The sequence below is a fragment of the Paenibacillus sp. Z6-24 genome, assembly GCF_054161335.1.
Genome location: NZ_CP096398.1, coordinates 424,001 through 449,195 on the forward strand (window position 1 = coordinate 424,001; position 25,195 = coordinate 449,195).

A 25,195-nucleotide genomic window follows, 5' to 3' on the forward strand; every position below is an offset into this window, starting at 1 on the left:
AATGAGATAACCGGAAGAATGAAGCGAATAATGAAGTGAATAGAGAAGAGACCGTATTTCCAACAGGGAGTACGGTCTCTTTATTATGGAACAAAAGTTATCTGTAATGGTTGGTATACTGCATATTGATGATATACGGGATGGATGTACGGAATTATGGTACAAGCGCATAGTGTATCATCCGAATGGGTCGGTCAGAGCAGCTGGCGCTTAACGGTCTGCTTCGACTTCATTGGCAGCAGGCTCGGCTGTCCGGATTGAAAAGGAAGCTGCCCACTCGCAGAACAGCTGGTAATCCCGCTCCACCTGATCGGTATACGCATACGCCCAGCGGGAGATATGGTGAACAAATGCTTCCGGCTTGCTGCCCATTGCGTTGTAGATTTCACGTTCGCTGTGGTAGGGTAGAATACCTTCGCTGACGTCCTGATCGGCGCGGGAGTGCATTTTGGCGGTCAGTTTAGCCATGGTGGACAGGATTTTCTGCATATCGTCGGTACTCTGGATATTTTCCAGCTTCAGCCGCTTTTTGTATGGAGAACGCTCACGCACGTAGAAGTCCCGCTCATCCAGAGTCAGGTAGCCGAGATACGGATCGGCCTTGTGGTGCATCGCCTGCTGGGTCGTAGTCACACGCTTGCCCTGGTGACCAAAAGTGTTCCAGAACGATTCCGTATATGGCAGGAAATACGCCGGTACCGGTGCACGGACTTCCTTGACCTCCAGGATCAGATCATCTTCGCCTTCCTGGGTCGCGCCGCCTTCGATCAGCACATAATAGCGATCCAGTCCGATCGAAGCGGTACCGGAGCCGTGCTTGATGGCGATATCCTTGATCTTGTAGTGATTCACATCGTCTTCACAGCAGAGCAGTGTCTGCTGATACGATTCCCATGATTGTTCGAGCAGCTCCTGCTCGCGGGCAGAAGGAATGACCAGCTCACTATTTTCCAGAAAGACACGGTCGCTCTGCATCACGGCGGTTACCTTTTCGAGGAAATGTCCCTGACGGCGCTTCTCCAGCTTGCGCAGCAGTTTGCGGACCGGGCCTTTGGCATTGCTTTCATCCATGATGAACTTGGCGGGATTCTCCTTACCTTCGGCATAGCAGCGGATCTGCTTGTAGTAAGACAGAATATAATGTTCCAGCATGTTCAACTGCTGCTGGGTATCATAACCGAGCTGACGGCAGACGAGGGCGATACTGACAGACATGCGCAGGATATCATACAGATATGAGCCGACGTACCCTTCATCAAAGTCATTCACATCGTAGACGATATCACCGGATTCATTACGGAACGCGCCAAAGTTCTCAAAATGCAGGTCCCCCTGAATCCATGTCGGCCGCTCTGCCGGTGTATGATACGGAAAATAATGCCTTGTCGCATCAAAATAGAACAGATACGCACTTCCCCGGAAAAAGGAAAAGGCCGTCTGGCTCATTTTGCTGTATTTCTCGGATCGCTTATGCGGACTCAGATTCATAATATTCGCGTCAAATTCATCCAGCACCGATACCAGTGTGTCTCTGCGCAGCTTGGTACGTGTACGGATTACATTTTCTGTAATCGCCTGATCTACCATAACCGGGTCCCCCTTATGTACTGCTTTTTAGCAATTATCATATCGTAAATGACCATCCCGTAAAAGTAAATTTTTCCATAGAGAGGAAGAGCGAGCAGCAGAGCAATTGTTTCACAAACGAGCAGCATGGTAAATAAATGTAGATGTTTTTTACATAACAGCAGTTTGGAAAAGAGGGAAAGAAATGCATATTGTTTGGTCCAACCTGTTCATCACCGGTTCCATTATCTTGGTGGCACTGGTCTTTCTGGTTTTGCTCGTTGTGCTGATGGTTCGTATGATGCGCAGCCGCCGCAGCTAATTTGGAAGTGAAGCATCCGTATCATCTCAAAGTCTGTCTGATCTGCAAAGAAAAGAATGCAGATCGAACAGGCTTTTTGTTATTCATATGATTATTATTACATATTTGTAGCTGGTTTTTTTCTGTAGAGCGTATATCCTGCCCTGTTCCATGACAGACAAATGACAGCTGATTTTTACTGTGCTATGAACAGCATCTATTTTTCGTTTAGGAGGCCTAATGATGTTTATTTGTCCTCCTGTACAGGTAATATTTATGTACTGCTTCTTGCTATTTCCAACGATTTGAATACGATGTTCGGAAAAATTCAATTTTCACTGGTAATTCTGTGCTTCAACGCGTAGCATAAAGGGAGAACACGAATAATCCAGTCAGATACCTGCTCCGCTGTATCTGATTTTTCCGAAGCGGAGCCTGTAACACTGACATGTCTCATCTGAATATCAACCTAAAGCATATTATACCGGGAGGCACTCCTTTGAATATAAAAAAGAATATTAAAAAATGGGTATTTCTGACTGTCATTTTGAGCGCTATTTGTATTGAAACGGTGTCTGCAGCCCGTCTGCATTCCTGTCAGACCGCCGCCACCAGTTCGCCAGTACTCGTAAGCACTATCCATGCAGAAGGCCAGGAGGTGGCGCCTGTCGATCCCGGGGAACCGGAAGGACTGCTGGAGACCATCATGACCGATGACCAGCTCGGTATTACGATTGAAGGTGCGCTTGGCAAGGATGGCAATTACCATAATCTTTCCCTGCACACCCCGCTGTTCCAGTGCATGCTGCCGGGAACCCAGGTAAGCAACCCCTCTTATGCGCCGCTGATCAGTGAGGCGGATCTGGATGGAGACGGACAGCAGGAGATTATCGTTAACCTGACGTATGGCTATGGCACCGGTGCGTATCTGAATGCGATTCAGGTGTTCCGCCAGAACGGCGAATCGATACCGGTCGAGCCGCTCAGCAATTCGGTCCAGCGCCAGTTTACGACCGAGCTGGGGGCTTCTTCGATTCAGCTGCATGTGAATGACCGGGTGACCACCATTCCGCTGGAACGATTTACCCAGCCGCCGGCAGCGGATGAGCAGAATTATATTCATGGCGGAGATGTTCAGCAGTATACGGTAGAGGATAATCAGATTCATGCCGCCTACTCGCTGCAGGCGGGTACGACCGAGTTCATCGGTGAACTCGACGCTGTCTATCGTTATGACAAAGGAATGCTGCGTCTCCAGCCGTTAACCCTGCAGCTGGACGACCCTTATCGTGAAGCACCCAAAGCCCAATAAGACCTGTTATTATGCCCTGTTGTAATGCATGGATAGATCCAATAATGTATCTTCATAACCATATATAATTGCACAATTGCACAGCAAAAGGCGGTCCACGGAAGACCGCCTGGAGAGCACATGAAGCCTGATTTTTCAAAAATGCAAAATATCAGGTTTTTTGTGCTGTCTGCTAATGCTATTTAGTGCTGAAAATGTATCTTGATCAGCACCAACGATAGACCGGCAGGACGATAAATAAGCTTCCATTGAGAACGGCCAGCTGGCTATGGATATGCCATAACACAAGCTTATTCATCGTTTTATGGAGCTTCGCTGCACATTTATGTCCCGGGAAATAGTCAGCAGTTCACGCATCCCCTCACGGATCTGTGTCTCGCTGGCAAAGGAGAAACTGAGCCGGATATACTGGCCGGACTGCTCTGCCGCATCGAACAGCGAGCCCGGTACAAAGCTGATCTGGCGGGCCAGACATTCCCGCAGCAGATGCGGGACAGACAGATGCTCCGGCACTCTCACCCACAGACTGAGCCCGCCCTGCGGCTGCTCATATTGCCAGCCTGCCCGGTCCAGCTCTTCCTGCATAATCTCCATGCGAATCCGCAGAGCGATGCGCAGCTTATCCAGATGACGATGCAGCCGATCGGACATAAAGTAGTGCAGGAACAGCTTCTGGTTCAGCAGCGGAGTACCGCCATCGGCCAGCGACTTGGCTGTCAGCAGTCGGGACATCCACGGTTTGCGGGCTGCGATACAGGCGATGCGCAGACCGGGTGAGATGTATTTGCTGAAGCTGCGAATATGGATGGTATATCCTTCCGTATCATAAGCGAAGATCGGAGCAGGCGGTTTGCGGTCAAAATAAATATCGCTGCATGTATCGTCCTCGATCAGCAGGCACTGGTACTCCGCGGCCAGATCGACCAGCTGCTTGCGCTGCTCGGCCGGAATGCAGATCCCGGTCGGATTGTGAAAAGTCGGATTCAGATAGAAAATTCGCGGCCGGTACTGCTGCATTTTCTGCTCGATATCCTGCATATCATAGCCTCCGCTGTGGATGCCAACCGGCAGCAGCCGGGCGCCTTTTTGCCGGAATACATCCAGCGCGGTAGCATAGGTGGGAGACTCGATCAGCACATGATCGCCCGGTCGTATCCAGGTCTCGGCGACGATATAAATCCCCTGCTGGGCACCGCTTGTAATCAGCAGCTCCTCGGGATCAATATGAAAGGAAGCCGTCCGCCCAAAGTAGCGGGCCAGCATCTCCCGCAGTTCCATATCTCCCTGGATATGGGCATAGGTGCCGAGCAGCTTGGGATACAGATCGAATACCTTTTTCATATATTCGGCAAAATAATGATTGGGCAGCAGGTTTGGATCGATGAGCGCATGAGAGAACTGATAGCGTGCCGGCAGATGACGAAGCTCGCCCATATTGCCCTGAAAGAGGGATGGCTCCAGTTCGCTGTCATGGGTCAGTGTGCCGGCTGCGGGTGGGCTCACATAATAGCCGGATTTGTGACGTGAATAGATGATGCCTGAATCCTTGAGCTGCTGATAGGCTTTAAGTACCGTCAGCCGGTGCATGCCGCTCTCGTGGGACAGTTGTCGTACGGAAGGAAGCTTCTCGTGTGCCTGCCAGTCTCCGCGCCGGATGCGTGCTTCCATATAATCGCTGATGTGCTGAAACGAGTTTTTTTCTTTATAAAAATTTATGGAATTATTGATCGACTCAACGTGGTGCGGATCAGATAGTGAAATATCGGGCTTCAAAGAGAAATGGGTCATGGTTCGCCGGTTTCCTTTCCTGTTGGTGATTCATGGATCGTGAACTTTTTGCTGGAACTATCATACCTTTTGCGAATGGCTGCTTTTATAAATCTGTTCTGTCCATGTCCATCTGTTCTGTTGTGTTTCTTTTACAATAACAGAACAAAGAGGAGGAGTGACAGATGATTATGCTTGGCTATGCAATTATGTGCGTTATTTTCGGCACAACCTTTCTGGCCATCAAGATAGGTGTAGACGCGGGGCTGCCGCCATTCTGGAGTGGAGGGATGCGCTTCGTGCTGGCAGGTCTGCTGCTGATGCTCATTATGCGTGCACGCGGCAAGGCGAGTTTCTCGGTGCTGTGGCGGCGGGAGACGCTGATCACGGGTGCCAGTATGACTTTTGTAATGTTTGCCTGCCTGTACTGGGCGGAACAATATGTAACCTCCGGAGTGAGTGCACTGCTCTCCGCAACCGGTCCGGCGATGGTGCTGCTGATCCGCGCACTGGTGTTAAAGGTAAAGGTGCCTGTGCTGGCTTTTGCCGGAGCTGCGATAGGTCTGGCTGGTGTGGGATTACTCATGCTGCCCGGACTGTCGGGTGCCGGAGAGTATCACGGATTATGGATCATGGCCTGTATCGTCGTCGTGGTCGGACAGATCGGTTATGCGGGCGGAGCCGTCTATTCCAAGCAGGTATCGACAGCGCTGCATGATATCTCGCCGGTCTCCCAGAATGCTGCACAGCTGATCCATGGCGGGTGGATGCTGCTCGTGCTGTCGCTGATCACCGAGCGGGGACAGGTACATCTGGATGTGATTCTGTCTCCTGAAGCGCTCGGTTCACTGGCGTATCTGATCGTTATCGGCTCGATGGCCGGACATACGCTGTTCTATTGGTTGATCTCGCGCACCAATCCGGTATTTCCTTCAACATGGCTCTATATCTCACCGGTGCTGGCCCTGCTGCTCGGCTGGCTGCTGTACAGCGAACCACTGAGCTGGATCATGGCTGCGGGGGCAGCGGTGGTACTGATCGGCGTCATCTTAACCAATCTGGAAGCCCTGCAGGGACTATGGCAATCCCGGGGTATCCGTACAACCGGCCGCTCACGCAGCATGAAGCCTGCTGTCCCCAAATAAGTCCGGTTCTACGGCAGACTATCTGGATGATTCATATAGATTCCATCCCATCACAGCATGACAAAAAAGGCGGCCCGTTCTCCTCTTCCGAGGGCGATAGGCCGCCTTTGCGCGCTGCATATGCAGCGGTATGACAGAGCGTTGTATTTAACAGGACTACGGTATAGCTCTGGTACAATTACAGATTAATCGCGTAGATGCCCGGTTTGTTATCAATTGCGCCGATCCAGATCTGGCCGTTGCCGATCATGACCCCGCGAGAGCTCACCATGACGTTGTTTACATTCTGATTGGACAGTGCCCGGCGGACATTGTACGTCATAATGGAAGTATACTCATTCAGAAACTGCTTCTGGTTCAGGATGGAGCGCTTCGTTCCATTGGCAGCATTCACGACCAGCGGATACGAGATCCGTTTGGCGACAGATTCGCGGTTGCCGTTGGCGACAGCACGCTTCAGATTGGCAAAGTATCCGGTGAACTGCTTGGCGGAGCTGAATCCTGCCGTATTCACCAGCGAAGTCGCCAGATTGGTAGAGCTGCCTGATGTCCCCGAACTGGTCCCACCGGATGAACTATTCTGCGGTGTAGATGGCGTCTTGGGTACAGATGGCACAGCCGGTACAGTTGGAGTCGCTATGGTGGAAGGTTCGGCTGCCGGTACCGTTAGATCAGATGCAGCATGAGCGGATGAAGCCAGAGTTGAAGCCAGCATGACGGCAGCAATGACCGCTGTGCTCTTTTTCATATTCATTAATATCCCTCCAGGCGATAGGTTAATTCTTATGGATATAATACCCAGTACAATTGCATTATCCAACAAAATACCGGAAATGTAAAACAGGAATTTAAGCGCTATCATGGGCGCTTTAGAACAGCAAAAAGCCCCTCTGTAATCAAGGGGCTCCAAATGGAAATGTACTGCGGCTGATCCATGGTCAGTTTTTGAGATGATAAGGCACAGTGGCGACGACAACATCCTTGTAATTAATCAGATAAGCACGCATCAGCAGGCTCGTCTGGTTATGGAGAATGCTCTCCCACCAGTGCTTGGTGACAAACTGCGGAATCAGGACCGTAATATGATCGGTAGCGGAAGTCTTCCATTCCACCGTATCAATAAACCGGCGCAGCGGTCCCAGAATACTGCGGTAACGGGACTTGAGCACGATCAGGCGTACACCGGGGTCCCACTGTTCCCATTTGTCTTCCATTTTGCGGATCGCTTCATCGTCAAAGCCGACATAGACGGCAACGACATTTGGCGACAGCGTCTTGGCATAACTGATCGTATTCATCACGACACGGGTAATGCCGGCGACCGGAATGATGATCGTATTGCCTTTGATCTGCGGCTTGTCTGTAGTGATATCAATTCGGAGCTGTTCGGCCGTGTTCTGGTAGTGAATGTAGATTTTGTAGAACACGTACACCACAATGGGCAGGAAGATGAAGATAATCCACACCTGCGAGAACTTGGTGAAAATAAAGATCAGTGTAATCGACAGCGTCGTCAGCATACCGATCGTATTAATGACAAACTTCAGTATCCAGTTGGCAGGCTTGTGCTTGATCCAGCGAACCATCATACCGAGCTGGGACAGCGTGAACGGGATAAATACACCGACCGCATAGAGCGGAATCAGACTGTCGGTCTCTCCATGGAACACGATGACGAGCAGAGCCGAAGCCAGACTGAGGAAAATGATACCGTTGGAGAAGCCCAGACGGTCGCCGCGTACCATGAACATATGCGGCATGTATTTATCCTTGGCGAGCATAAAGGCCAGCAGCGGGAAAGCCGAGTAGGCCGTATTGGCGGCCAGGAACAGGATCAATGCGGTTACACCCTGTATAATGAAATAAATGATCCCGCTGCCAAAGGTCATCCGGGCAATCTGCGAGATGACCGTCTCGGTACCGGATGGACGGATACCGTACCAGTACGCGAGCAGGGTAATTCCGATAAACATACTGCCGAGGATCAGACCCATCATGAGCAGGGTCGCTGCGGCATTACGTTCTGCCGGTTGGCGGAAGTTCGGTATGGCATTGGATACCGCTTCAACCCCAGTCAGAGCCGAACAGCCCGAGCTGAATGCCTTGAGCAGCAGGAACAGACTCACATTGGAGACGGTCGTGCCGAATTCCGGCGCTGCCGCTTCGATGCCGCCGGTCATGTACTTGATCACCCCACTGATGATCAGGAAAAAAATCGAAATAACGAACAGATAGATCGGGATTGCCAGTACAGAGGCCGATTCAGTCACCCCGCGCAGATTCATCAGCGTGAGGAAGACGATCATGACCAGGGCAATCATTACCCGATGATCATGCAGGATCGGAAATGCCGACGTAATCGCATCCGTTCCGGCCGAGGAACTAACCGCTACCGTCAGCACATAGTCGACCAGCAGCGAGCCGCCGGCGATCAGACTGGATGCCTGCCCCAGATTATCCTTGGCGACAATATATGCGCCGCCGCCTGTCGGATAGGCAAAAATCGTCTGGCGATACGAAATGACCAGAATAACGAGCAGTCCCAGTACTGCAACGGAGATCGGGACGGAATACCACAATGCTGCAAATCCGGCGACCATCAGTACCAGCAAAATCTGCTCGGTCCCGTAAGCCACCGATGATAGCGCATCGGAAGACAGGATCGCGAGCGCTTTAAGCCTACCCAGCTTTTCGGCTTCCAATTCTGCTGATTTCATCGGTCTTCCGATTAATACACGCTTTACCTTGCCAAACATCTTACACCCTCGTTTCATCAATTAAATGGATTTTAGTTGGTTGCCACAAATCATTGCCTGCCGAGGGGCTGCCATAGGATATATACAGCGGATGGATACGTAGATATAGAAATAGGAAAAATGTTGAATTTTGTATACACCTATTCAGCATATCTCAAGCAGTGCTTTGTCAGGGCTGTGCCCATATGGACATATGGGCAAGCGTATTTCATTATACTCCTGCTTTGAAAAAAGTCATGCTATATTTTACGAAAATTTGTTAAAATTAAGTCATAAATAAGTCATAAGTAATTCAAGTGCTGTCATGTCCTGAGATTCCTTATCGAATCATAGTTAAATATAAAGGAGAAACCTATGAAAAAAGTCATGCTCCGTCTGCTGATCATCCTGTCTCTGGCTCTGCTGATGGGGATTATAGCCTGTTTTTATTTCGGGTACTTTATGTATGCGTACGGTATGATTTTCCTAATTGTTGCCGTACTGTTCGGTATGGGACAGGTAGCGAGCATTAATAATAATGTCTGGCTGCACCAGAATAGCTATGACCGTCATATCCGCGAACAGACCGACCGCTATCGCTCCGATCGAGAAGATTAGACACGGACAGCTGCCCTGGCGGGAACGAATACGCCGATGAACAAGAGAAGACAGCTGCCGGATCAATGAGCCTCTGACCGCTAGCTGGCATCAATATAATAATTGCACACATGCTTACCTGCACTTATATAGAAGAAAGCAGCTGTTCCCGCGGAGGATCAGCTGTTTTTTGTACATAACGATCGATGATTATACCGAAAAGTACACAATAGAGAGAGCATCAAGCAGCAGGAATATGTAAAGCAAACTTGACACTGGAACTGTTTTCCACAAAAATGGAAGTATGGAGGAGGAGCCTTTATGAGTAAAACGCAAGTGTCACAGCAGCGGAAGCATCCCCTGGTCACAAGAATTCTGTTTATATTTGTGGCTTTGTTTCAGATTTGCGTGATGATTGACAGTATTCATGTTAATCGGGAGATAGGCAGATCCATTAACTGGTTAGACTATGTTCCCAATATTGGAATGGCCCTTCTTTTCCTGACATGGGCATTTATTAATAAGCAGTTTTTTATCCGTGGTGATGAGCGTATCGATGCCATCCGGCACAGAGCCATTTATCTGACCTTTTACTTCATGCTTGGCTATATCGCAATTATATATACGCTGACGATGGTTTCACTTGTACCGATGACCGCCAATCAGGCATTAGTGCTGCTGATATATCTGAGTACAATCACCCTGCAGATAATCCAATCCATTTTATTCAAAAAAGCTTGATGAAAGACTGGCAGCTTAACCGGAGGACAGGCCCTTATTCCTTTCGGAGTGGCTGCAGCAAGAGCTACTACTGCTATCCTTACGTCCCTATCCAAATCCAACTACATAATGACCGCCTGCCACCCCTAGCAGGCGGTTTTTTTTTGCATCTAACCCAGCATTCACATCACATCCATCCCAATTGTCGTAAAAAGAATAACAAAAGTAATATTATCCATTTATAGAATATAATTGTCCGCCTTCTTTTAACCGATAATATAACAAAGCACCTGAGCCATTATGTGCAGGGATGCAATGGTTTGACCAGAACAGCGAGTCCAGGATCAGAATGGATCCGTCTCCCATAGATGCCGACGAACCTAAGAACAGACAGGAGAATGATGATAATGAGTAAAAAGAAATGGATTGTAGTCGCCGCCGTTGCAGGTATGCTGCTCACCGGCTCGGCAGGTGTATATGCAGGTGCGAAAATGGAGAAAATCTCCGCTTTCAAAAACTACGGAATCAGCATCGAGATGGATGGCAAGGCGTATACGCCGGTCAATTCCAACGGCGACAAGCTGGCACCGATTACGTACCAGGGTACGACCTATCTGCCGGTCCGTTCCATTGGAGAGACACTGAATACGAGCATTCTGTTTGACCCGGTTAACAATAAAATATTGATCAAGCCAGGCAGTGAAGCGACTTCAACCAAAAGCAGCAGCAAAGTATCCGACAGCGGCACCACTCAGACCACAACCAAATCAGGCAGCAAGGACAAAAGTGCAGCAGCCGCTTCGGGTACCGAAGCAGATACATCCAGCGCAGCGGCGGCACCAGCTCCAAGCAGTAAACCATCTGCAGCTTCCCAGTATATCGCAGCTGCGAAGAATGCAGCCGAGATTGCCGCAAGCAATGTAACGAATGGTCCGATTGGTCCCATTGTGGAAGAGAAAGCGGCAGTTCCATCGATCGGCATGACGACAGGCATCATTACGAGCAAGTACCTGCCGGCAGATTTCCCGTTTCCGTCAGACGCAGTCAAAGGCAAGGTCAGTGAGCAGCTGGCAGGCAATAAAAAGCAGTTGTTTCTCACCTACACGACCCAGGCCAGCCTGAAAGAGGTAGGCAATGCCTATCTGACCTATTATGCTCCGCATAAGCTGGATTTGTTCAACAATCAGGTCGAGGAGACCGCATTGAGTATTGCAGGTACACTGGATGACAAGTTTGGTGTATCGATCCAGGGGAATCCCATGTCCCTAAAGCCCGGGTACAATGCAGTCGTAGTTACACTGGCAGAACATTAAGAAGCAGACAGCCCGCTATTCAAAAAAAGCGCACCGTTTTCCGACAGGAAAATGAACAGTGCGCTTTTTTGCTATATTGCTTGCTTGTGAAAATATGTATAAAATCCATGTAAAAAATATCATGCATTTTGCGTTAAAACCCTTACATACCCTTGTTTCATAAGTATGAAACAAAAACTTTGTAAATTTTTCAGAAAATTTCAATTTTAGTAGTGCAATCGGAAAATGGATATGCTAAGATACGTAGAGTTTTACAGATACCCGTCGTACATTGTCTTTTATCTTCATGTAAAAACGTGAAGATTTTGCAGTCATGAACTGCCATAATTACACTCACTATGAACACAAAGGAAGGTGACATCATGAGCGCTATGAACCCTACGCACGATAACAGCCCGGCAGCTGACAAACAATTCAACCTGTTCCGTCTGACCTGGCCGATTTTCCTCGAGGTATTCCTGTTTATGTTAATGGGAATCGTCGACACATTAATGTTGAGCGACGTATCCGATAATGCGGTAGCAGCCGTCGGTACGTCCAATCAGGTTATTTCAATCGCTATACTGATCCTGGAGGTAATCGGCAACGGGGCCGCTATCGTCGTAGCCCAGTACCTTGGATCACGCAAAGTACTGGAGGCGAGCCGGATCACGGCACTGGCGATTACGTTGAACCTGTCGGTTGGTCTGCTCCTGAGTATCACCTTCCTGTTCTTTGGTGGACATCTGATGGAAGCCATGCATTTGCAGGGTGAGATTCTGGCACTGGCCGAGAGTTATATTGCTATTGTCGGCGGAGCCATCTTCCTGCAGGCCCTTATCAATACATTGGCGGCGGTTATCCGTACGTACGGATTTACCAAAGAAACGATGTTTGTCTCTGTTTTCATGAACGTATTGCACGTGGGGCTGAACTACCTGCTGATCTTCGGTCACTGGGGTCTGCCGCAAATGGGCGTACAGGGCGCAGCTGTCTCCACGATTATCAGCCGCCTGGTCTGCGTGGTCATCTTCTTCTGGCTGATGTACCGCGTGATGGAAGTACGTATTCAGATCGCTGACTACTTCCGCATGTCCAAGGAATACATTCTCAAAATTCTGAAAATCGGCGTGCCTTCTGCAGTAGAGCAGGTCACCTACCAGATGTGCCAGCTGGTCTTCGTCTTCTATGTAACGTATCTGGGCAGTGAAGCGATGGCTTCCCGCCAGTATGCCAATAATATCTCGACCTTTATCTATCTGTTCAGTATTGCGATCGGTATGGGTACAGCGATCATCGTTGGCCGTCTGGTCGGTGCGAATCGCAAGGAAGAAGCTTACCACCGCGTGTGGAACAGTGTGAAATGGGCGATGGGTGCCACACTGGTCATGGACGTGCTCATTATTCTGCTGCGCGAGCCGCTGATCGGTATGTTCACCGACAATCCGGAGATTATCCGGATGGCGTCACAGGTCATTTTGCTCAGCTTCCTGCTGGAGACCGGACGAACCTGCAACATCGTCATTATCAACTCGCTGCGTGCTTCGGGCGATGCGAAGTTCCCGGTGTATATGGGACTAATCTCCATGGTATGCATGAGCCTGCCGCTTGGTTATCTGTTCGTATTCAAAATGAACCTTGGACTGGCCGGGATCTGGCTGGCGATTGCTGCGGATGAATGGATGCGTGCCGTTATTATGTACTTCCGCTGGAAGAGCAGAGCCTGGGAGAAACATGCACTCGTACAGCACGAAGAACCGGAAAAGCCGGACAATGTGCCAATGGCTGCACCGGTCTGATCCTGCTGAACGATCATATTCCAATTATTCATATAAGATATCTATATTTTTACAAATCCGCCCTTTTAAGGTATCCTTATCACAGGATCGCCGAAAGGGCGGTTTTCTTTTTGTCTGCTTCATCACTCGTAGAATGGAGGAATACACATGGCATTTGGAAAATGGGCAGCAGCCGGGGCATTGGCGCTGCTGCTGACAGGAACGGTAGGATTTGCAGGGGACCAGGCACGAGCGGAGGCAGCCAGCGTACTCGGGTATTATACGCCGGATGATGCATCCTATCAGGCACTCACGACCTATCATGACTATCTGACCGGCGTATCAACGGATTCATTCAACATGACTACTGCAGGCGGGGTAGTCGGGGATGTGCCAACGCAGGCACTATCGTACGCCAAATCGCACGCGCTCGCGACCTATGCCTGTTTCTCAAATTTCGGTACAAGTGATTTTGATCCCGATCTGGCACATGTCATTCTGACGAACTCATCCGTACGTCAAAAAGCCGTACAAAACATCGTTAATACCGTCAAAAAGAACGGATATACCGGAGCGAATATTGATTTTGAAAGTGTAATGGCCAGTGATCGCAATGCGCTGACCAGCTTCGTCAAATCCGTCTCGGATGCACTGCGTCCGGCGGGCTATCAGGTGATCGTATCCGTCCCGGCCAAGACTGAGGATGATCCGTCCAACGGTTGGTCCGGTGCGTACAATTATGCGGCCCTTGGCGGGTATGTGGATTTCCTCCAGGTGATGACCTACGACGAACATGGTCCCTGGTCCGAACCGGGCTCTGTAGCAAGCAAAGGCTGGATCGAAGATTCACTGAAATTCTCCGTCTCCCAGGTCGCCGCCTCCAAAGTGCTGATCGGTCTGCCGGATTACGGGTATGACTGGAACCTGACAACGAATCGTGAGGAAGATCACCACCAGATCGCCGGCAAAAATATCGCAGCCCTGCTGCAGAAGACCGGCGCAACGGTGAAATGGGATGCAGCCACCTCTTCACCATACTTTAACTATACGGACAGCCAGGGCAGCAAGCATGTCGTCTGGTATGAAAATGCCAGAAGTATAGAAGAAAAAGCACATTTGGTTCCTGTCTATCAGCTGGGCGGCGCTTCCGTCTGGGCACTCGGTATGGAAGATGCTTCTTTCTGGAAAGCGGTCCAAACCGGCATGAACAAGTAACGAAAATGACTGCTCAGCGGATCGAGACGGCGAGCAGGGTAAACCAGTCGCCCTGAGGATTGAGGTGGCTGGCAATACAGCCGTGCTCATTCAGCCAGTGCAGCAGCAGCTCCGCATGGGACACGCCTTCCTCGGGAATAACGCTGCTGCGGTCGGTGATGCAGATCCGGCCATGCGGCTTGAGCACACGCCGAATCTCCAGCAGAGCCAGCAGCTGCTGCTCTGCATTCAGATGCCGAAAGGCAAAGCTGGAGACGACAAAGTTAAAGCTCTGATCCGGGTACGGAATAGCGAGCAGATTCCCGGCACGCAGATCCATATCCGGAAATTTGGCCCGGCACTGCTTGAGCATCTCCTGGGACTGATCCACACCGGACATCCGAACGCCCTGGAGCAGCAGCCGACCGGCCAGATTGCCGGTACCTGTACCAAGATCCAGTCCATATTCCCCCTCAATAGCCTGGACGGCACGCACTGTGCTGTCCAGGGCTTTTTCATAATCAGGATATTCCGCGGTACTCTGTCTGACGTAATCATCATGATCCTGTGCCCGCTGGTCAAAGTTCCAGTGATCCTGCCAGTTCTGGCGAATCTCCCGCAGATTCCGGGAATGCTCGGCCAGCTGGTAGATCTCCCCGATCGGCAGCTCCTGACGGCTGCGCAGCAGTTCAATCATCTGGGCGGTCGTCTCGGTCATGCGCTTCATCTCCAGCCACTGGGTCGTCAGAATTGAATGCTGCAGCTCCAGATAATAGCGCAGCCGCGTGCTGTCCGGCATGCCTTCCGGTTCCAGTACAGCCCGTATTTCCTTGACCGGCATACCAGCCTCCCGCAGAGCGATAATCGTCTGCAGCCGCCAGATATCCTCTTCATGAAATACGCGATACCGATTGTCTTCCTCCCGTGCAGGTTCCAACAGCCCATTTTGTTCATAAAAGCGGATCGTTCGTGCAGAGACCCCCAGCTTACGGGCCAGTTCATTAATTTTCATCAGATGTCATACCACCTTAATAAATGGATGTGTGCTGCCGTTATATGTTATAGGCATCTAAGTTATACACCAAGCCTGATTATAAACAAAAGGGGATACAGGCATGAAAAAAATATCCATCCTGCTGCTCACCTGTCTGCTGCTTACCGGCATGACGGCAGGCCCGGTACTGGCGAAGTCCGATCAGGGCAGCAAGTCCAGCTCCAAATCGGAGAGCAAACAGAACAAGTCCAGCGAAAAGCAGAAGGACAGCAACAGCAGCGTAACCGGTACACAGGCAGAGACTGCAGCACCAGCTATAACAGAGGTACCTGCAGCTCCTGCGACTGAACCGACGGTAACACTACCTCCAGCAGCAGACCAACCCGCTGCGGATAATGCCGAAGCTGTAGAGCAAGACAAGCCGGACAAAGACAAGCAGGAAAAAGAGAAAAAGGAAAAAACGAATAATGGAAATGGTCATGCCAACGGTCACGCTAAAGATAACACATCCGCAAAAGCCGCAGGTGTAACCGATGATGTATATGGCAGTTCCAAAGGAAAGCAGGGCTACAAAGGACTGCTGAACGCCATGAATAATGTAAAGGATAAACCGGCCGGTCAGGTGCTGGCGAATCTGCTGCTGACCCGTTATGAGGCGCAGCTTACCCCGGAGATGCAGAGCGAGCTGGAACAGATCCGCGAGCCCAAGGAAGCATTGGCCAAAGCTGCTGACCTGCTGGAAGCAGGCGGCAATGTAGAAGAGGCAGCTGGCCTGCAGGAACAGGTGATCCAGGCAGATCCAGCCGATCTGGACAGCTACCAGCGTCTGGATGAGCTGACAAACCGGACAGCAGACAAATCGAATGAACTGAATCTGTTCATTAACGGCGAGCAGGTGACCGGTGCTGCTCCGGTTGTACAGAGCGGTACCACACTGGTTCCTTTCCGCGTCGTCTCCGAAGCGCTGTCTGCCGATGTGACATGGAATGCCAAGGACAAGTCCGTTACCGTAGTAAAGGACGGAAAAACAATTACACTATATGTAAACCAAAAGGCTGCCAAAGTTAACGGGAAAAAGGTAAGTCTGCAGGCCGCCCCGGTGATGAAAAAGGGTACCATTCAGGTACCGGTACGCGTGATCAGCGAAGCGCTGGGCGCTACGGTGAAGTGGGAGCCTGTGAGCGAAACGGTCGTTATTTATGAAGAAAAAACGTCCTCCTGATTCTGTAATACAAGAAAACTGGCGGGAACAATCGATAAAATATTGAAAAAATAAAAAAGTCATCCTCAAGAGCCATAGGCATGCTCTTCAAAAGGATGACTTTTTTATGTGATAACCGGGTATCACTTAGTAAACGTAAATACTTTTATTATACAACTCTATATTAAACAAGAATTTCGGAGATACTTTATACGAAATACAAACTCATTGATTTTGATCAACGCTTTTGATAATCACCCAAACTAAAGTATTATAGTTCCCCTGATTTTTGCTATGAATCAATGAAATTTGAATTCCATGGTTTTGGTCATTATACTCTCGGGAGTATAGACCTTGTTCGCTGTCATATTCTATATCTCTGTAATTTTCTCCCAAGGTTGTTACTGCTGTATCCAGATTGGATATTGGTTTGTTGTTAATTTTAAAATGTTGGTTTCCTTCGTCTGTAGTCGTCTGAATGGATGTTATAATTTTTTGATCATTGTATGTGACTGAGAAGTTTTTGAAATGGTAGTTATTTTTTTGAGATAATAAATCCTGCCTTGATCCGTATTGATCCTTTTTTAATTGATTTAGCGACTCTCCCGGTTTGATATTGTATATTGTGACATTAGATAAATCTGTATCTTTTAATGTGTCCGTGTTCAACTTTGTAGCAATGAATATGATTGAAAACACAGCAATAATAAGGATCAACAGAATAATAAAATATTTCCTTTTATTTTTAGGTACATTGTTCATAGTGCTCCTTCGCCATACTTCATTCCGTAATTGTGGTAGTGTGAAATTTAACTTTGTTTCTTTTGAGTTATAAAGTTAAAACATAAAACCCCTCCCATCCGATAAAATTCATGTCTTAGAATAACATAAAAATAATGGAAACCGCGCTAAAGCTAACAGACTTAGCCATACTTCTGCTGATGCTCCTTTTTCATGCGGATGTAATCGGGGTCCTGCTTGGCTTCATCCCATTTCACCTTGAAAATACGCGCCGACTCCGCTTTGACCGGGTCGCTCGTATAAGGAAGAACCTCACCATTCTCATCATACTTGCGGCCGCCTTTGTGGTTGGTGTAGCGGCGGGCGCGGGTATAGCCCATCTGCAAAAATTTGCGCGCCATATCCATGCCGACAAAGTCGCCCTTTTCCTTGTATTCCAGAAACATGGCATAGATTTTCTCCGAAGATTCCGTAGCAATTTCCGGCGTCTTGAAACGCCAGTGCGGGAGGATCTCGCCTTTGTACGGTTCGACCATCAGCACACCTTGTTCTCCTTTGCCGACGCGGTACAATTCGGGATGTTCACGCAGATTGAGTGTGGAATAGTCGATATCGTAATCGAATTTTTCTGGCATAATTATCGCTCCTTTGCATAATAGCTCTACAGCTTATTAACCGTTATCTGATATGATGGAGCTGGAAAGTTATGCAAGCTTTGACGATAGAGATTGCAAGTGTCATTCTATGCAGTTGGGGCTATATCTGATGAGTTCTAATAAGCAGGAGCAGCCCGCACTCACCGGAATGGAAATCGGAATACTGATATACCACCAGATCATACTGATCAGATAACAAACAGCCTCGGCGCTCCATTGGGAGTACCGAGGCTGTTTGTTTTTGTAAACTTCATTTTGCCGGCAATGTCTGTTATCTGTATCGGATCAATGCTGTCCGTTCTGCTGTCCGGCAGAATCTGAAGCAGGCGAAGGAGCGGGAATCAGTCCCAGCTTCATAATCAGCGGCTTGATCGTCAGCCCCTGGATGATCAGGGAAAACAGGACAACGCTGAATGTCAGCACCAGTATGGTCTCCCGGCCTTCAAATTCCAGCGGCAGGCTGAGTGCCAGTGCGATGGAGAGACTGCCTTTCAGACCGCCCCAGTTCAGCACCCATTTGGCTGGAGTGGAGAAATCTTTGGACCGGGACAGGCTGATGAATAGGGCCAGAGTACGTGCGACCAGCACAATTGCGATAGCGAGTACAATAATGCCCCATTTATCGGCAAAACTGATATTGCGGATCTCCAGCCCGATCATCAGGAAGATCAGCGAGTTGGCGATCAGGGTGATGACATCCCAGAATGTATTGATATTCTGACTGGTAACCGCGGACATGCCAATCTTTTTACCATAGTTACCGAATACGAGTCCACCGGTAACGACAGCGATCACGCCGGATACCTGCAGATGCTCTCCGATAAAGTAACAGCTGAAGAACAGCAGCATAGAGAAAGCGATCTCGAGCGGATAGTCGTCATAATATCTGATCAACCGTGAGAACAGGAAGCCGAGAATACCTCCTACAGCCAGACCGCCTACAGCAAACTGCAGGAACAACAGGATCCCGCTGCCAAATCCCAGCCAGCCCATACTGATGTACGTCAGCAGATAAACGGTGGAAATCTGGAACAAAACGACAGCAATACCGTCATTCAGCAGCGATTCGCCTTCCATCGTGGTTACCATTTTCTCCGACACACCCAGCGATTTAAAAATGGAAATTACGCTGATTGGATCGGTCGCGCTCATCAGGGCAGCAAAGGTAAATGCAATTACCAGCGGCAGCCCGATCAGATAATAGGAACCGAGCATAACGAACAGGAAGGACAGCAAAGTCCCGCCGAGTGCGAGAGCGATAACCGGTCGTGATTGTGCACGCAAATGCGAAAAAGGCATCTTCAGCGTAGCATCTCCGAGCAGTACAGGAAGGAACAACGAGATGATGATCGCCTGGAATACATTGGACTGGGTAATATACGTCTCGGCCGCTTCCAGTACCGGAATATTTACCGTACCGAGCAGCAGCCCGACCAGTACGAGCGCAATGGATTCCGGCTGGCGCAGCTTGCGGGCGACAGCAATAACGGCCAGGGACACTGCGAGCAGAATCAGAATTTCAATAAATACTTCATTAAAGTGATGCATGTACAGCCTCCGTTCCGTATAAGATACGATATGTATTTACCCAACTCGGGGAAGAAATGAGTCGTTCTATCATAATTATATGCGAAACATGCAGAAGATGCAGAGAGCTCCGGTACTAGAGCATAGATAAATATTACGCAAAATAAAAAACGTACAGCTGCCATGAAGGACAACTGTACGCTTTGATCTGCTTGTAGGATAACCGATCGGTTCACTAATACCACAGTTCCAGAAGAACCGTTATTTACGCTTTGTGATCCATAATATCCTTGATATCATCCTTGAGCGCTTCGGATTGGGTACCGAAAATGACCTGTACCGCTCCACTGCCCAGCCGCATGACTCCGGCAGCACCGAGCTTGCGCAGTTCGCCATCGTTGACCTGACGATCGTCTTTGACGACGAGACGCAGGCGGGTGATGCAGGCATCGATACTGTCGATATTGGACGATCCGCCGAGCTGGCTGAGCACGAGAGCCGCTTTGCTGTCGCCATTGTCAGCTGTAATGGCTGCAGCAGGGCTGTTTTTATCCGGTACGTTCGACGAACTATTGATACTGTCATCGTCTTCGCGTCCCGGAGTTTTGAGGTTCAGCTTCACGATCAGGAAGCGGAACAGTACATAATACACGAGAGCAAATACCAGACCGACCGGAATCATAAGCAGCGGGTTGGTCGCGAGCTTCATGTTGATCAGATAGTCGATCAGACCAGCGGAGAAGCCAAAGCCCAGCTTCACATTCAGCATATACATGATCAGTCCCGACAGACCGGTCAGCAGCGCATGAACAACGTACAGCAGCGGTGCTGTAAACATAAAGGCAAATTCCAATGGTTCGGTAATACCGGTCAGGAAGGAAGCGACCGCCGCACTGATAAAGATCGAAGCGACCGCTTTGCGTTTATCCGGACGTGCCGTATGAATAATGGCAAACGCCGCACCCGGCAGCGCGAACATCATAATTGGGAAGAAGCCGGACATAAACATGCCTGCCGATTTATCCCCTGCAAAGAAACGGGTCAGATCGCCGTGAACGACTTCACCGGCTGCATTGGTATAATCCCCAATCTGGAACCAGGCGATCGAGTTCAGTACATGGTGCAAACCGATTGGAACGAGCAGACGGTTGGCGGTACCGAAGACGAAGGCACCGAATCCGCCCAGACTAACGACCCACATGCCAAATGCGGAGATGGCATCCTGGATCGGACTCCAGATCATCCCGATCAGGGACGCCAGAATAATCGTTGTGGCCGCCGTGATCATTGGAACAAAACGCTTGCCGGAGAAGAATCCGAGCCAGTCCGGCATCTTGATATTGTGGAAACGGTTATACATGTAGGCTGCCCACAGACCGACGAGAATACCGCCAAGCACGCCCATATTCAGTTTCACATCATCCGGTATGTAACCCATAATCCCCGGAATTTCCTTGAGGATCGCTGTCAGGATCATATAACCGAGTACAGCAGACAGAGCGGCAACCGCGTCACGGGCCATCCCGATGGCGATACCTACGGCGAAGATCAATGCCAGATTATCGAAAATGGCACCGGCGCCGGCTGTGAGCAGCGGACCGATATAATGGTTCATAAAGCCGCCTACCGCAGAGCCGAGCGGAATATCCGTCTCATAGTTGATCAGGCCGAATCCGCGCAGAATGGCGGCTGCAGGCAGTGTGGCTACCGGAAGCATCAGTGAGCGTCCGATTTTTTGCAAAAATTGTAGCATGGTAATCCCCCTTTGGATCATTCATTTGGTAAATAAATTATCCGTTTTCGTATTGTACTCTATGCAGCATTTATTTCAGCTGTTTATCCAAATCATGAAAATTATTTTCATGAGAAAGATCGGAAAGTGTGCAGCCTGTACCAGCGGACAGTCGTGTCAGAGGCGGCCTGCTGTCCGGGTACATGCGATTATCGGCAGGAATGAATCAGACAGCGGGTTCAGCTGTCCGGCCTGTGGGTGCGGAACAGCCGGTACAGATGCATGGTCAAAAAGCAGACCTCATCTTCGGGTACCGACAGCTGCAGCTCCTGCTCCATGACCAGCTTCATCCGTGAAGCCAGTTGGTACTCATCGGCGTACTGGTCGCGAATATGCTGGATCAGCGGATTGTCGACCATCGATCCCTGTACGATCCGTTCCAGGGCAAACCGCAGATGAATCATCAGGCGAACCTGACTCATGCTGCCCTGTTTGAACGTCATCTGCCGCTCGTCCTCAATCATCTGCTGCAGCTTGCCGAGCAGGGAAGACATTTTCACCAGCTGTCCGACAGGGACGTGGGTAATGGCCGAATGAATATGATACGTCAGAAAACCGGCCTCATCCTCGGGGATCTCCAGTCCGAATATCTCCCGAATCATATTCAGCGCCTGCAGTGCCACTTCATATTCCTGGGGAAAGCAGATCTGGGTCTCCTGCAAAAACGGATTGACGATCTCGATCCGGTGCCGCACCCGGTAGACCGTGAACTGGATATGACTGGGCAGTGCGAGATAGATCTTGTCGTTCAATCGCTCGGGAAATGTCTGTCCGATCAGCTGGATAATCCGGTCGGAGACTTCCATCACCGGCGCATCGATATCGTCAAAAAAGGTCGGATGGTTCATCATCTGCTCCCGGTCTTCCAACCGAAACCGCTTTTCGATCCGTTCGTCTGCCGTACTCAGTTCCTGCATATTTTTGGCGGCGAAGCCGAGCCCCTTGCCGAGCAGGACATATTCGGTGCCGGTCACTTGATCGCAGGCCATGACGATATTGTTGCCGACTACGCGCTCCACATGTAAAATCCGATGGTCTCTGTTCATTCCGATAATCACCTCTTGCTTGCAGAATAACACGGCAGGTGTCATCCGAAAAGACAGAAAGGGCAAAGCGACCCTACTTTTTTTCATGTAACCGCTACAATAGGTCTTGGCCGTTCATAATAACGCAAAAAAGAGCCAAGACAAGGAGACACAGGCATACGACAAACGTATCCTGATATCGTCCGTTGCTTGGCTCATGCCCATTACTGGTAACACGCCGATGTACGGTCGTTTATATATTGGTTGCGGTTTCATAACGTAGCATATAACGTAAGCCAGTCATCGTCAAGACGAATTGAGCATTTTCATGATGAAAATACTAGGAGGCTGTAGTTATAGGGATTTAAAGCTCTTTTTCATGGTTGCCGAACCATATCGGAATTTTCATTTCCAAACGAACGATAAAGATAATCAGCAAGGATAGACTCCCATCACGGATAAATATTTGACGATCATTGTTAAATAAAATCACTTCAATCCATAACTCGCAGCACGATAACGCCCTCACCATACATTATTTTCAATTTTACCGAAAACCCTGTTGAAATACCATTTTCAATCTGTTAATGTATATAACGTTGATGCCCACGTGCATCATGTACCACCAACTGAATGACGACTGGAATAAATGATGATACATCATTGTATAACCTCAATAATATGGTTTGAGGGTCTCTACCAGGAACCGAACAATCCTGATTACAAGATGATGCGCAGCCCGCGTGTCCTGTTGTAATCAGGATTTTTTTGTTGCGGCTCGCACTGTTCCAGTGTTCTCGTTCGTTGCCGCTGCGCTGGCGCTCACCTGCCGGACAGCCAACCTACTATTACACAAAGGAGAGAGACGGCTTGAATTTCAAAGTATTTATCCTCACTATTGCCACCTTTACGGTCGGCCTGATTGAACTGATCATCGGCGGTGTGCTGCCGGAGATTGCGAGTGACCTGAACGTGTCGATCGGCACAGCGGGCCAGCTGATTACGATCTATGCGCTGGTGTATGCGATTGCCGGACCGACTCTGCTCGCATTCACTTCCAAAGTCGAGCGCAAATCGCTGTATCTCTGGTCGATGCTGATCTTTACCGTAGGCAGTCTGATCGCCTGCTGGAGTCCCAACTATGAAGTATTATTCTTCTCACGGATGCTGACCGCAGCCAGCGGTTCGCTGATCGTGACCCTGTCGCTGACGATTGCCGTGAAAATCGTCGCACCGGAGTTCCGCGCACGAGTCATCGGTATTATTTCGATGGGGATCAGCTCCTCGATCGTGCTGGGCGTACCGATCGGCGTACTGGTCGAAGAAGCGCTCGGCTGGCGCATTCTGTTTCTCGTGATCGCCCTGCTGACGCTGGTAGCGATGGTCGTGATCTACATGTTCCTGGATCATATCCCGGTCGAGGAGATCATGCCGCTCAGGGCACAGTTCGCTTCTCTCAAAAACAGCAAAGTTATCAGTGCCCATCTGGTGACCCTGCTGATGCTGGCCGGTCATTATACGATGTATGCGTATCTGACGCCGTTCCTGCAGACAACGATGCATCTGAATGCGTACTGGATCAGCGTAGTGTACTTTGTCTTCGGTCTTGCTGCCGTTAGCGGCGGTATGATCGGCGGCGTAATGTCCGACCGTCTGGGCAGTACCAAGAGTATACTGATCGTAATTGGCGTCTTCGCTCTGGCGATGTTCGTCCTGCCGATGTCGGCCAAACTGATCTGGGTATTCCCGGTTGTTCTGTTCATCTGGGGGGCTCTCAGCTGGGCGCTGTCGCCTGCACAGCAGAGCTATCTGATCCAGCATGCGCCGGAGACGGCGGATATCCAGCAGAGTTTTAACTTTTCTGCCCTGCAGATCGGGATTGCGCTCGGTTCGGCCTTTGGCGGTATCGTAATCAAAAATACCGATTCGGTTACCATGAATGCCTGGGTAGGCGCGGCGATTGTCGTATTGTCATTCTGCTGTGCACTGTACTCACTGTCCAGACCGTCCGGCGCATCCGAAGGCGTATCGAACCGCTCGGTGCATACTTCCTGATTGGCAGCATGAAGCTGGATGCTGTCCAAAACATTTGCAAACATAATGTAGACCTTTATATCCGGAAGGACTAAGCTTTGCGAATCTTCCTATCGTTTCTTTATAAATCTTCACAACTCCCAATACCCGATCACAGACGTAAACGCTGTGGTTGGGTATTTTTTTGTTTTGTCTTGTAAATTGGTAGATCGTTGAATATAATGTCTAATATAAAATAGATTATAATTTATTAATCTATTTAATAAATAGACGAATGACAATTGTGTTTGGATTTATTGTCGTATGCAGCGTTAGGGAGGAGAGCAATATGAAGGATATCAATGAGATGAAGGATTCAAGGCACAGACCGGTCATTCTGTCGGCTAATTATGACCAGGTGGATGGACAGCTGGCTGGTCAGCATGAGGTAGAGCAGCTATCGCTTGGTCTGCAGACAGGATGCATGGACGGCAGGGCGGATATTGTGGCGCAGCTATGGCGTGATGTCACAGAACAGAAGGAGGGGCCTTTATCGGAGTGGCCGATTCACCGGATTCTGGATGCATCCATTCTGATCTGCCGGTCGCTTGATTATTTTCAGGAAGCATACAGACAGGAGCAGCTGTATGACCCGGAGCATCCGGTGTTCGACCGTATTCCTTTGCAGGGAGCGGCACTGTCGGTAGGAATCTGTACGGATAGCAGCGGGATTGACGGGGACATACAGGATTTCCAGCGTGCTCTGGAAGAGAACGGATATCTCATCGGGGAGCGTTTGCGGATTCTCGCCCGGCTTCTTGAAGAGATGGGGTATTGAT

20 protein-coding genes and 1 riboswitch are annotated in these 25,195 nt (G+C 49.6%); of the genes, 10 read left to right on the forward strand and 10 right to left on the reverse strand.

Annotated features, from left to right (window positions below; all coding sequences use genetic code 11):
- Positions 1–210 precede the first annotated feature (210 nt).
- Positions 211–1,587, reverse strand: a complete 1,377-nt coding sequence (locus tag M1D61_RS01860; protein ID WP_458120933.1) for a DUF2252 domain-containing protein — start codon at positions 1,585–1,587, stop codon at positions 211–213.
- 779 nt (positions 1,588–2,366) lie between these two features.
- Here M1D61_RS01860 and M1D61_RS01865 point away from each other — a divergent pair.
- Positions 2,367–3,179, forward strand: a complete 813-nt coding sequence (locus M1D61_RS01865; protein ID WP_458120934.1) for a hypothetical protein — start codon at positions 2,367–2,369, stop codon at positions 3,177–3,179.
- Positions 3,180–3,473: 294 nt separating this feature from the next.
- On the opposite strand, the gene M1D61_RS01870 is transcribed toward M1D61_RS01865, so the two are convergent.
- Positions 3,474–4,847 carry an aminotransferase-like domain-containing protein gene (locus M1D61_RS01870; RefSeq protein ID WP_458120935.1) on the reverse strand — a complete coding sequence of 458 codons (1,374 nt, stop codon included), beginning with the start codon at positions 4,845–4,847 and terminating at the stop codon, positions 3,474–3,476.
- A gap of 284 nt (positions 4,848–5,131) precedes the next feature.
- Here M1D61_RS01870 and M1D61_RS01875 point away from each other — a divergent pair, with 284 nt between their 5' ends.
- Positions 5,132–6,091, forward strand: coding sequence for a DMT family transporter (locus M1D61_RS01875; RefSeq protein WP_458120936.1), 960 nt, complete (start codon positions 5,132–5,134; stop codon positions 6,089–6,091).
- Between the two features lie 178 nt (positions 6,092–6,269).
- Here the strand turns inward: M1D61_RS01875 and M1D61_RS01880 are convergent, their stop codons facing one another.
- Together M1D61_RS01880 and M1D61_RS01885 are read right to left on the reverse strand one after the other, a co-directional pair.
- Complete coding sequence (locus M1D61_RS01880) at positions 6,270–6,845, reverse strand: hypothetical protein (RefSeq protein WP_458120937.1); 576 nt, start codon at positions 6,843–6,845, stop codon at positions 6,270–6,272.
- A gap of 184 nt (positions 6,846–7,029) precedes the next feature.
- Positions 7,030–8,847 carry an APC family permease gene (locus tag M1D61_RS01885; protein WP_458120938.1) on the reverse strand — a complete coding sequence of 606 codons (1,818 nt, stop codon included), beginning with the start codon at positions 8,845–8,847 and terminating at the stop codon, positions 7,030–7,032.
- 354 nt (positions 8,848–9,201) lie between these two features.
- On the opposite strand from M1D61_RS01885, the gene M1D61_RS01890 reads away from it, so the two are divergent.
- The 5 genes from M1D61_RS01890 (at position 9,202) to M1D61_RS01910 (ending at position 14,428) form a co-directional block, all read left to right on the forward strand.
- Complete coding sequence (locus M1D61_RS01890; RefSeq protein WP_458120939.1) at positions 9,202–9,444, forward strand: hypothetical protein; 243 nt, start codon at positions 9,202–9,204, stop codon at positions 9,442–9,444.
- Between the two features lie 300 nt (positions 9,445–9,744).
- Positions 9,745–10,164, forward strand: coding sequence for a hypothetical protein (locus M1D61_RS01895; protein WP_458120940.1), 420 nt, complete (start codon positions 9,745–9,747; stop codon positions 10,162–10,164).
- A 386-nt stretch (positions 10,165–10,550) separates the two neighbouring features.
- Complete coding sequence (locus M1D61_RS01900) at positions 10,551–11,456, forward strand: hypothetical protein (protein ID WP_458120941.1); 906 nt, start codon at positions 10,551–10,553, stop codon at positions 11,454–11,456.
- 362 nt (positions 11,457–11,818) lie between these two features.
- On the forward strand, positions 11,819–13,234 hold the full coding sequence (locus M1D61_RS01905; protein WP_458120942.1) for an MATE family efflux transporter: 1,416 nt from the start codon (positions 11,819–11,821) through the stop codon (positions 13,232–13,234).
- 147 nt (positions 13,235–13,381) lie between these two features.
- Entirely contained in the window at positions 13,382–14,428 is a 1,047-nt protein-coding gene (locus tag M1D61_RS01910) for a glycosyl hydrolase family 18 protein (protein ID WP_458120943.1), read from the forward strand.
- A gap of 13 nt (positions 14,429–14,441) precedes the next feature.
- Here the strand turns inward: M1D61_RS01910 and M1D61_RS01915 are convergent, their stop codons facing one another.
- Positions 14,442–15,419, reverse strand: a complete 978-nt coding sequence (locus M1D61_RS01915; RefSeq protein WP_458120944.1) for a MerR family transcriptional regulator — start codon at positions 15,417–15,419, stop codon at positions 14,442–14,444.
- Positions 15,420–15,522: 103 nt separating this feature from the next.
- Here M1D61_RS01915 and M1D61_RS01920 point away from each other — a divergent pair, with 103 nt between their 5' ends.
- Positions 15,523–16,623: a copper amine oxidase N-terminal domain-containing protein gene (locus M1D61_RS01920; RefSeq protein WP_458120945.1), complete on the forward strand. Its 1,101-nt coding sequence runs from the start codon at positions 15,523–15,525 to the stop codon at positions 16,621–16,623.
- Positions 16,624–16,827: 204 nt separating this feature from the next.
- On the opposite strand, the gene M1D61_RS01925 is transcribed toward M1D61_RS01920, so the two are convergent.
- From M1D61_RS01925 to M1D61_RS01945, 5 genes are all read right to left on the reverse strand, one after another.
- Positions 16,828–17,364, reverse strand: a complete 537-nt coding sequence (locus M1D61_RS01925; RefSeq protein ID WP_458120946.1) for a hypothetical protein — start codon at positions 17,362–17,364, stop codon at positions 16,828–16,830.
- Positions 17,365–17,525: 161 nt separating this feature from the next.
- Positions 17,526–17,978 (reverse strand): DUF4385 domain-containing protein, encoded by a 453-nt coding sequence (locus M1D61_RS01930; protein WP_458120947.1) that lies wholly within the window; start codon positions 17,976–17,978, stop codon positions 17,526–17,528.
- 306 nt (positions 17,979–18,284) lie between these two features.
- Entirely contained in the window at positions 18,285–19,547 is a 1,263-nt protein-coding gene (locus M1D61_RS01935; RefSeq protein ID WP_458120948.1) for a cation:proton antiporter, read from the reverse strand.
- Positions 19,548–19,791: 244 nt separating this feature from the next.
- A complete protein-coding gene (gene nagE, locus M1D61_RS01940; RefSeq protein ID WP_458120949.1) occupies positions 19,792–21,279 on the reverse strand; it encodes an N-acetylglucosamine-specific PTS transporter subunit IIBC in 1,488 nt (495 codons plus the stop codon).
- Between the two features lie 218 nt (positions 21,280–21,497).
- Positions 21,498–22,364: a PRD domain-containing protein gene (locus tag M1D61_RS01945; RefSeq protein ID WP_458120950.1), complete on the reverse strand. Its 867-nt coding sequence runs from the start codon at positions 22,362–22,364 to the stop codon at positions 21,498–21,500.
- A gap of 622 nt (positions 22,365–22,986) precedes the next feature.
- Positions 22,987–23,086, forward strand: a riboswitch (purine riboswitch).
- 127 nt (positions 23,087–23,213) lie between these two features.
- Here M1D61_RS01945 and M1D61_RS01950 point away from each other — a divergent pair.
- Positions 23,214–24,398, forward strand: a complete 1,185-nt coding sequence (locus M1D61_RS01950; protein ID WP_458120951.1) for an MFS transporter — start codon at positions 23,214–23,216, stop codon at positions 24,396–24,398.
- 307 nt (positions 24,399–24,705) lie between these two features.
- Complete coding sequence (locus M1D61_RS01955) at positions 24,706–25,194, forward strand: DUF6530 family protein (protein WP_458120952.1); 489 nt, start codon at positions 24,706–24,708, stop codon at positions 25,192–25,194.
- Position 25,195 lies beyond the last annotated feature (1 nt).

Coding starts and splice junctions, on each gene's coding strand:
- M1D61_RS01860 (WP_458120933.1), bottom strand. CDS start 1,587: ATGGTAGATCAGGCGATTACAGAAAATGTAATCCGTACACGTACCAAG.
- M1D61_RS01870 (WP_458120935.1), bottom strand. CDS start 4,847: ATGGAAGCACGCATCCGGCGCGGAGACTGGCAGGCACACGAGAAGCTT.
- M1D61_RS01875 (WP_458120936.1), top strand. CDS start 5,132: ATGATTATGCTTGGCTATGCAATTATGTGCGTTATTTTCGGCACAACC.
- M1D61_RS01880 (WP_458120937.1), bottom strand. CDS start 6,845: ATGAATATGAAAAAGAGCACAGCGGTCATTGCTGCCGTCATGCTGGCT.
- M1D61_RS01885 (WP_458120938.1), bottom strand. CDS start 8,847: ATGTTTGGCAAGGTAAAGCGTGTATTAATCGGAAGACCGATGAAATCA.
- M1D61_RS01890 (WP_458120939.1), top strand. CDS start 9,202: ATGAAAAAAGTCATGCTCCGTCTGCTGATCATCCTGTCTCTGGCTCTG.
- M1D61_RS01895 (WP_458120940.1), top strand. CDS start 9,745: ATGAGTAAAACGCAAGTGTCACAGCAGCGGAAGCATCCCCTGGTCACA.
- M1D61_RS01900 (WP_458120941.1), top strand. CDS start 10,551: ATGAGTAAAAAGAAATGGATTGTAGTCGCCGCCGTTGCAGGTATGCTG.
- M1D61_RS01905 (WP_458120942.1), top strand. CDS start 11,819: ATGAGCGCTATGAACCCTACGCACGATAACAGCCCGGCAGCTGACAAA.
- M1D61_RS01910 (WP_458120943.1), top strand. CDS start 13,382: ATGGCATTTGGAAAATGGGCAGCAGCCGGGGCATTGGCGCTGCTGCTG.
- M1D61_RS01915 (WP_458120944.1), bottom strand. CDS start 15,419: ATGAAAATTAATGAACTGGCCCGTAAGCTGGGGGTCTCTGCACGAACG.
- M1D61_RS01920 (WP_458120945.1), top strand. CDS start 15,523: ATGAAAAAAATATCCATCCTGCTGCTCACCTGTCTGCTGCTTACCGGC.
- M1D61_RS01925 (WP_458120946.1), bottom strand. CDS start 17,364: ATGAACAATGTACCTAAAAATAAAAGGAAATATTTTATTATTCTGTTG.
- M1D61_RS01930 (WP_458120947.1), bottom strand. CDS start 17,978: ATGCCAGAAAAATTCGATTACGATATCGACTATTCCACACTCAATCTG.
- M1D61_RS01935 (WP_458120948.1), bottom strand. CDS start 19,547: ATGCATCACTTTAATGAAGTATTTATTGAAATTCTGATTCTGCTCGCA.
- nagE (WP_458120949.1), bottom strand. CDS start 21,279: ATGCTACAATTTTTGCAAAAAATCGGACGCTCACTGATGCTTCCGGTA.
- M1D61_RS01945 (WP_458120950.1), bottom strand. CDS start 22,364: ATGAACAGAGACCATCGGATTTTACATGTGGAGCGCGTAGTCGGCAAC.
- M1D61_RS01955 (WP_458120952.1), top strand. CDS start 24,706: ATGAAGGATATCAATGAGATGAAGGATTCAAGGCACAGACCGGTCATT.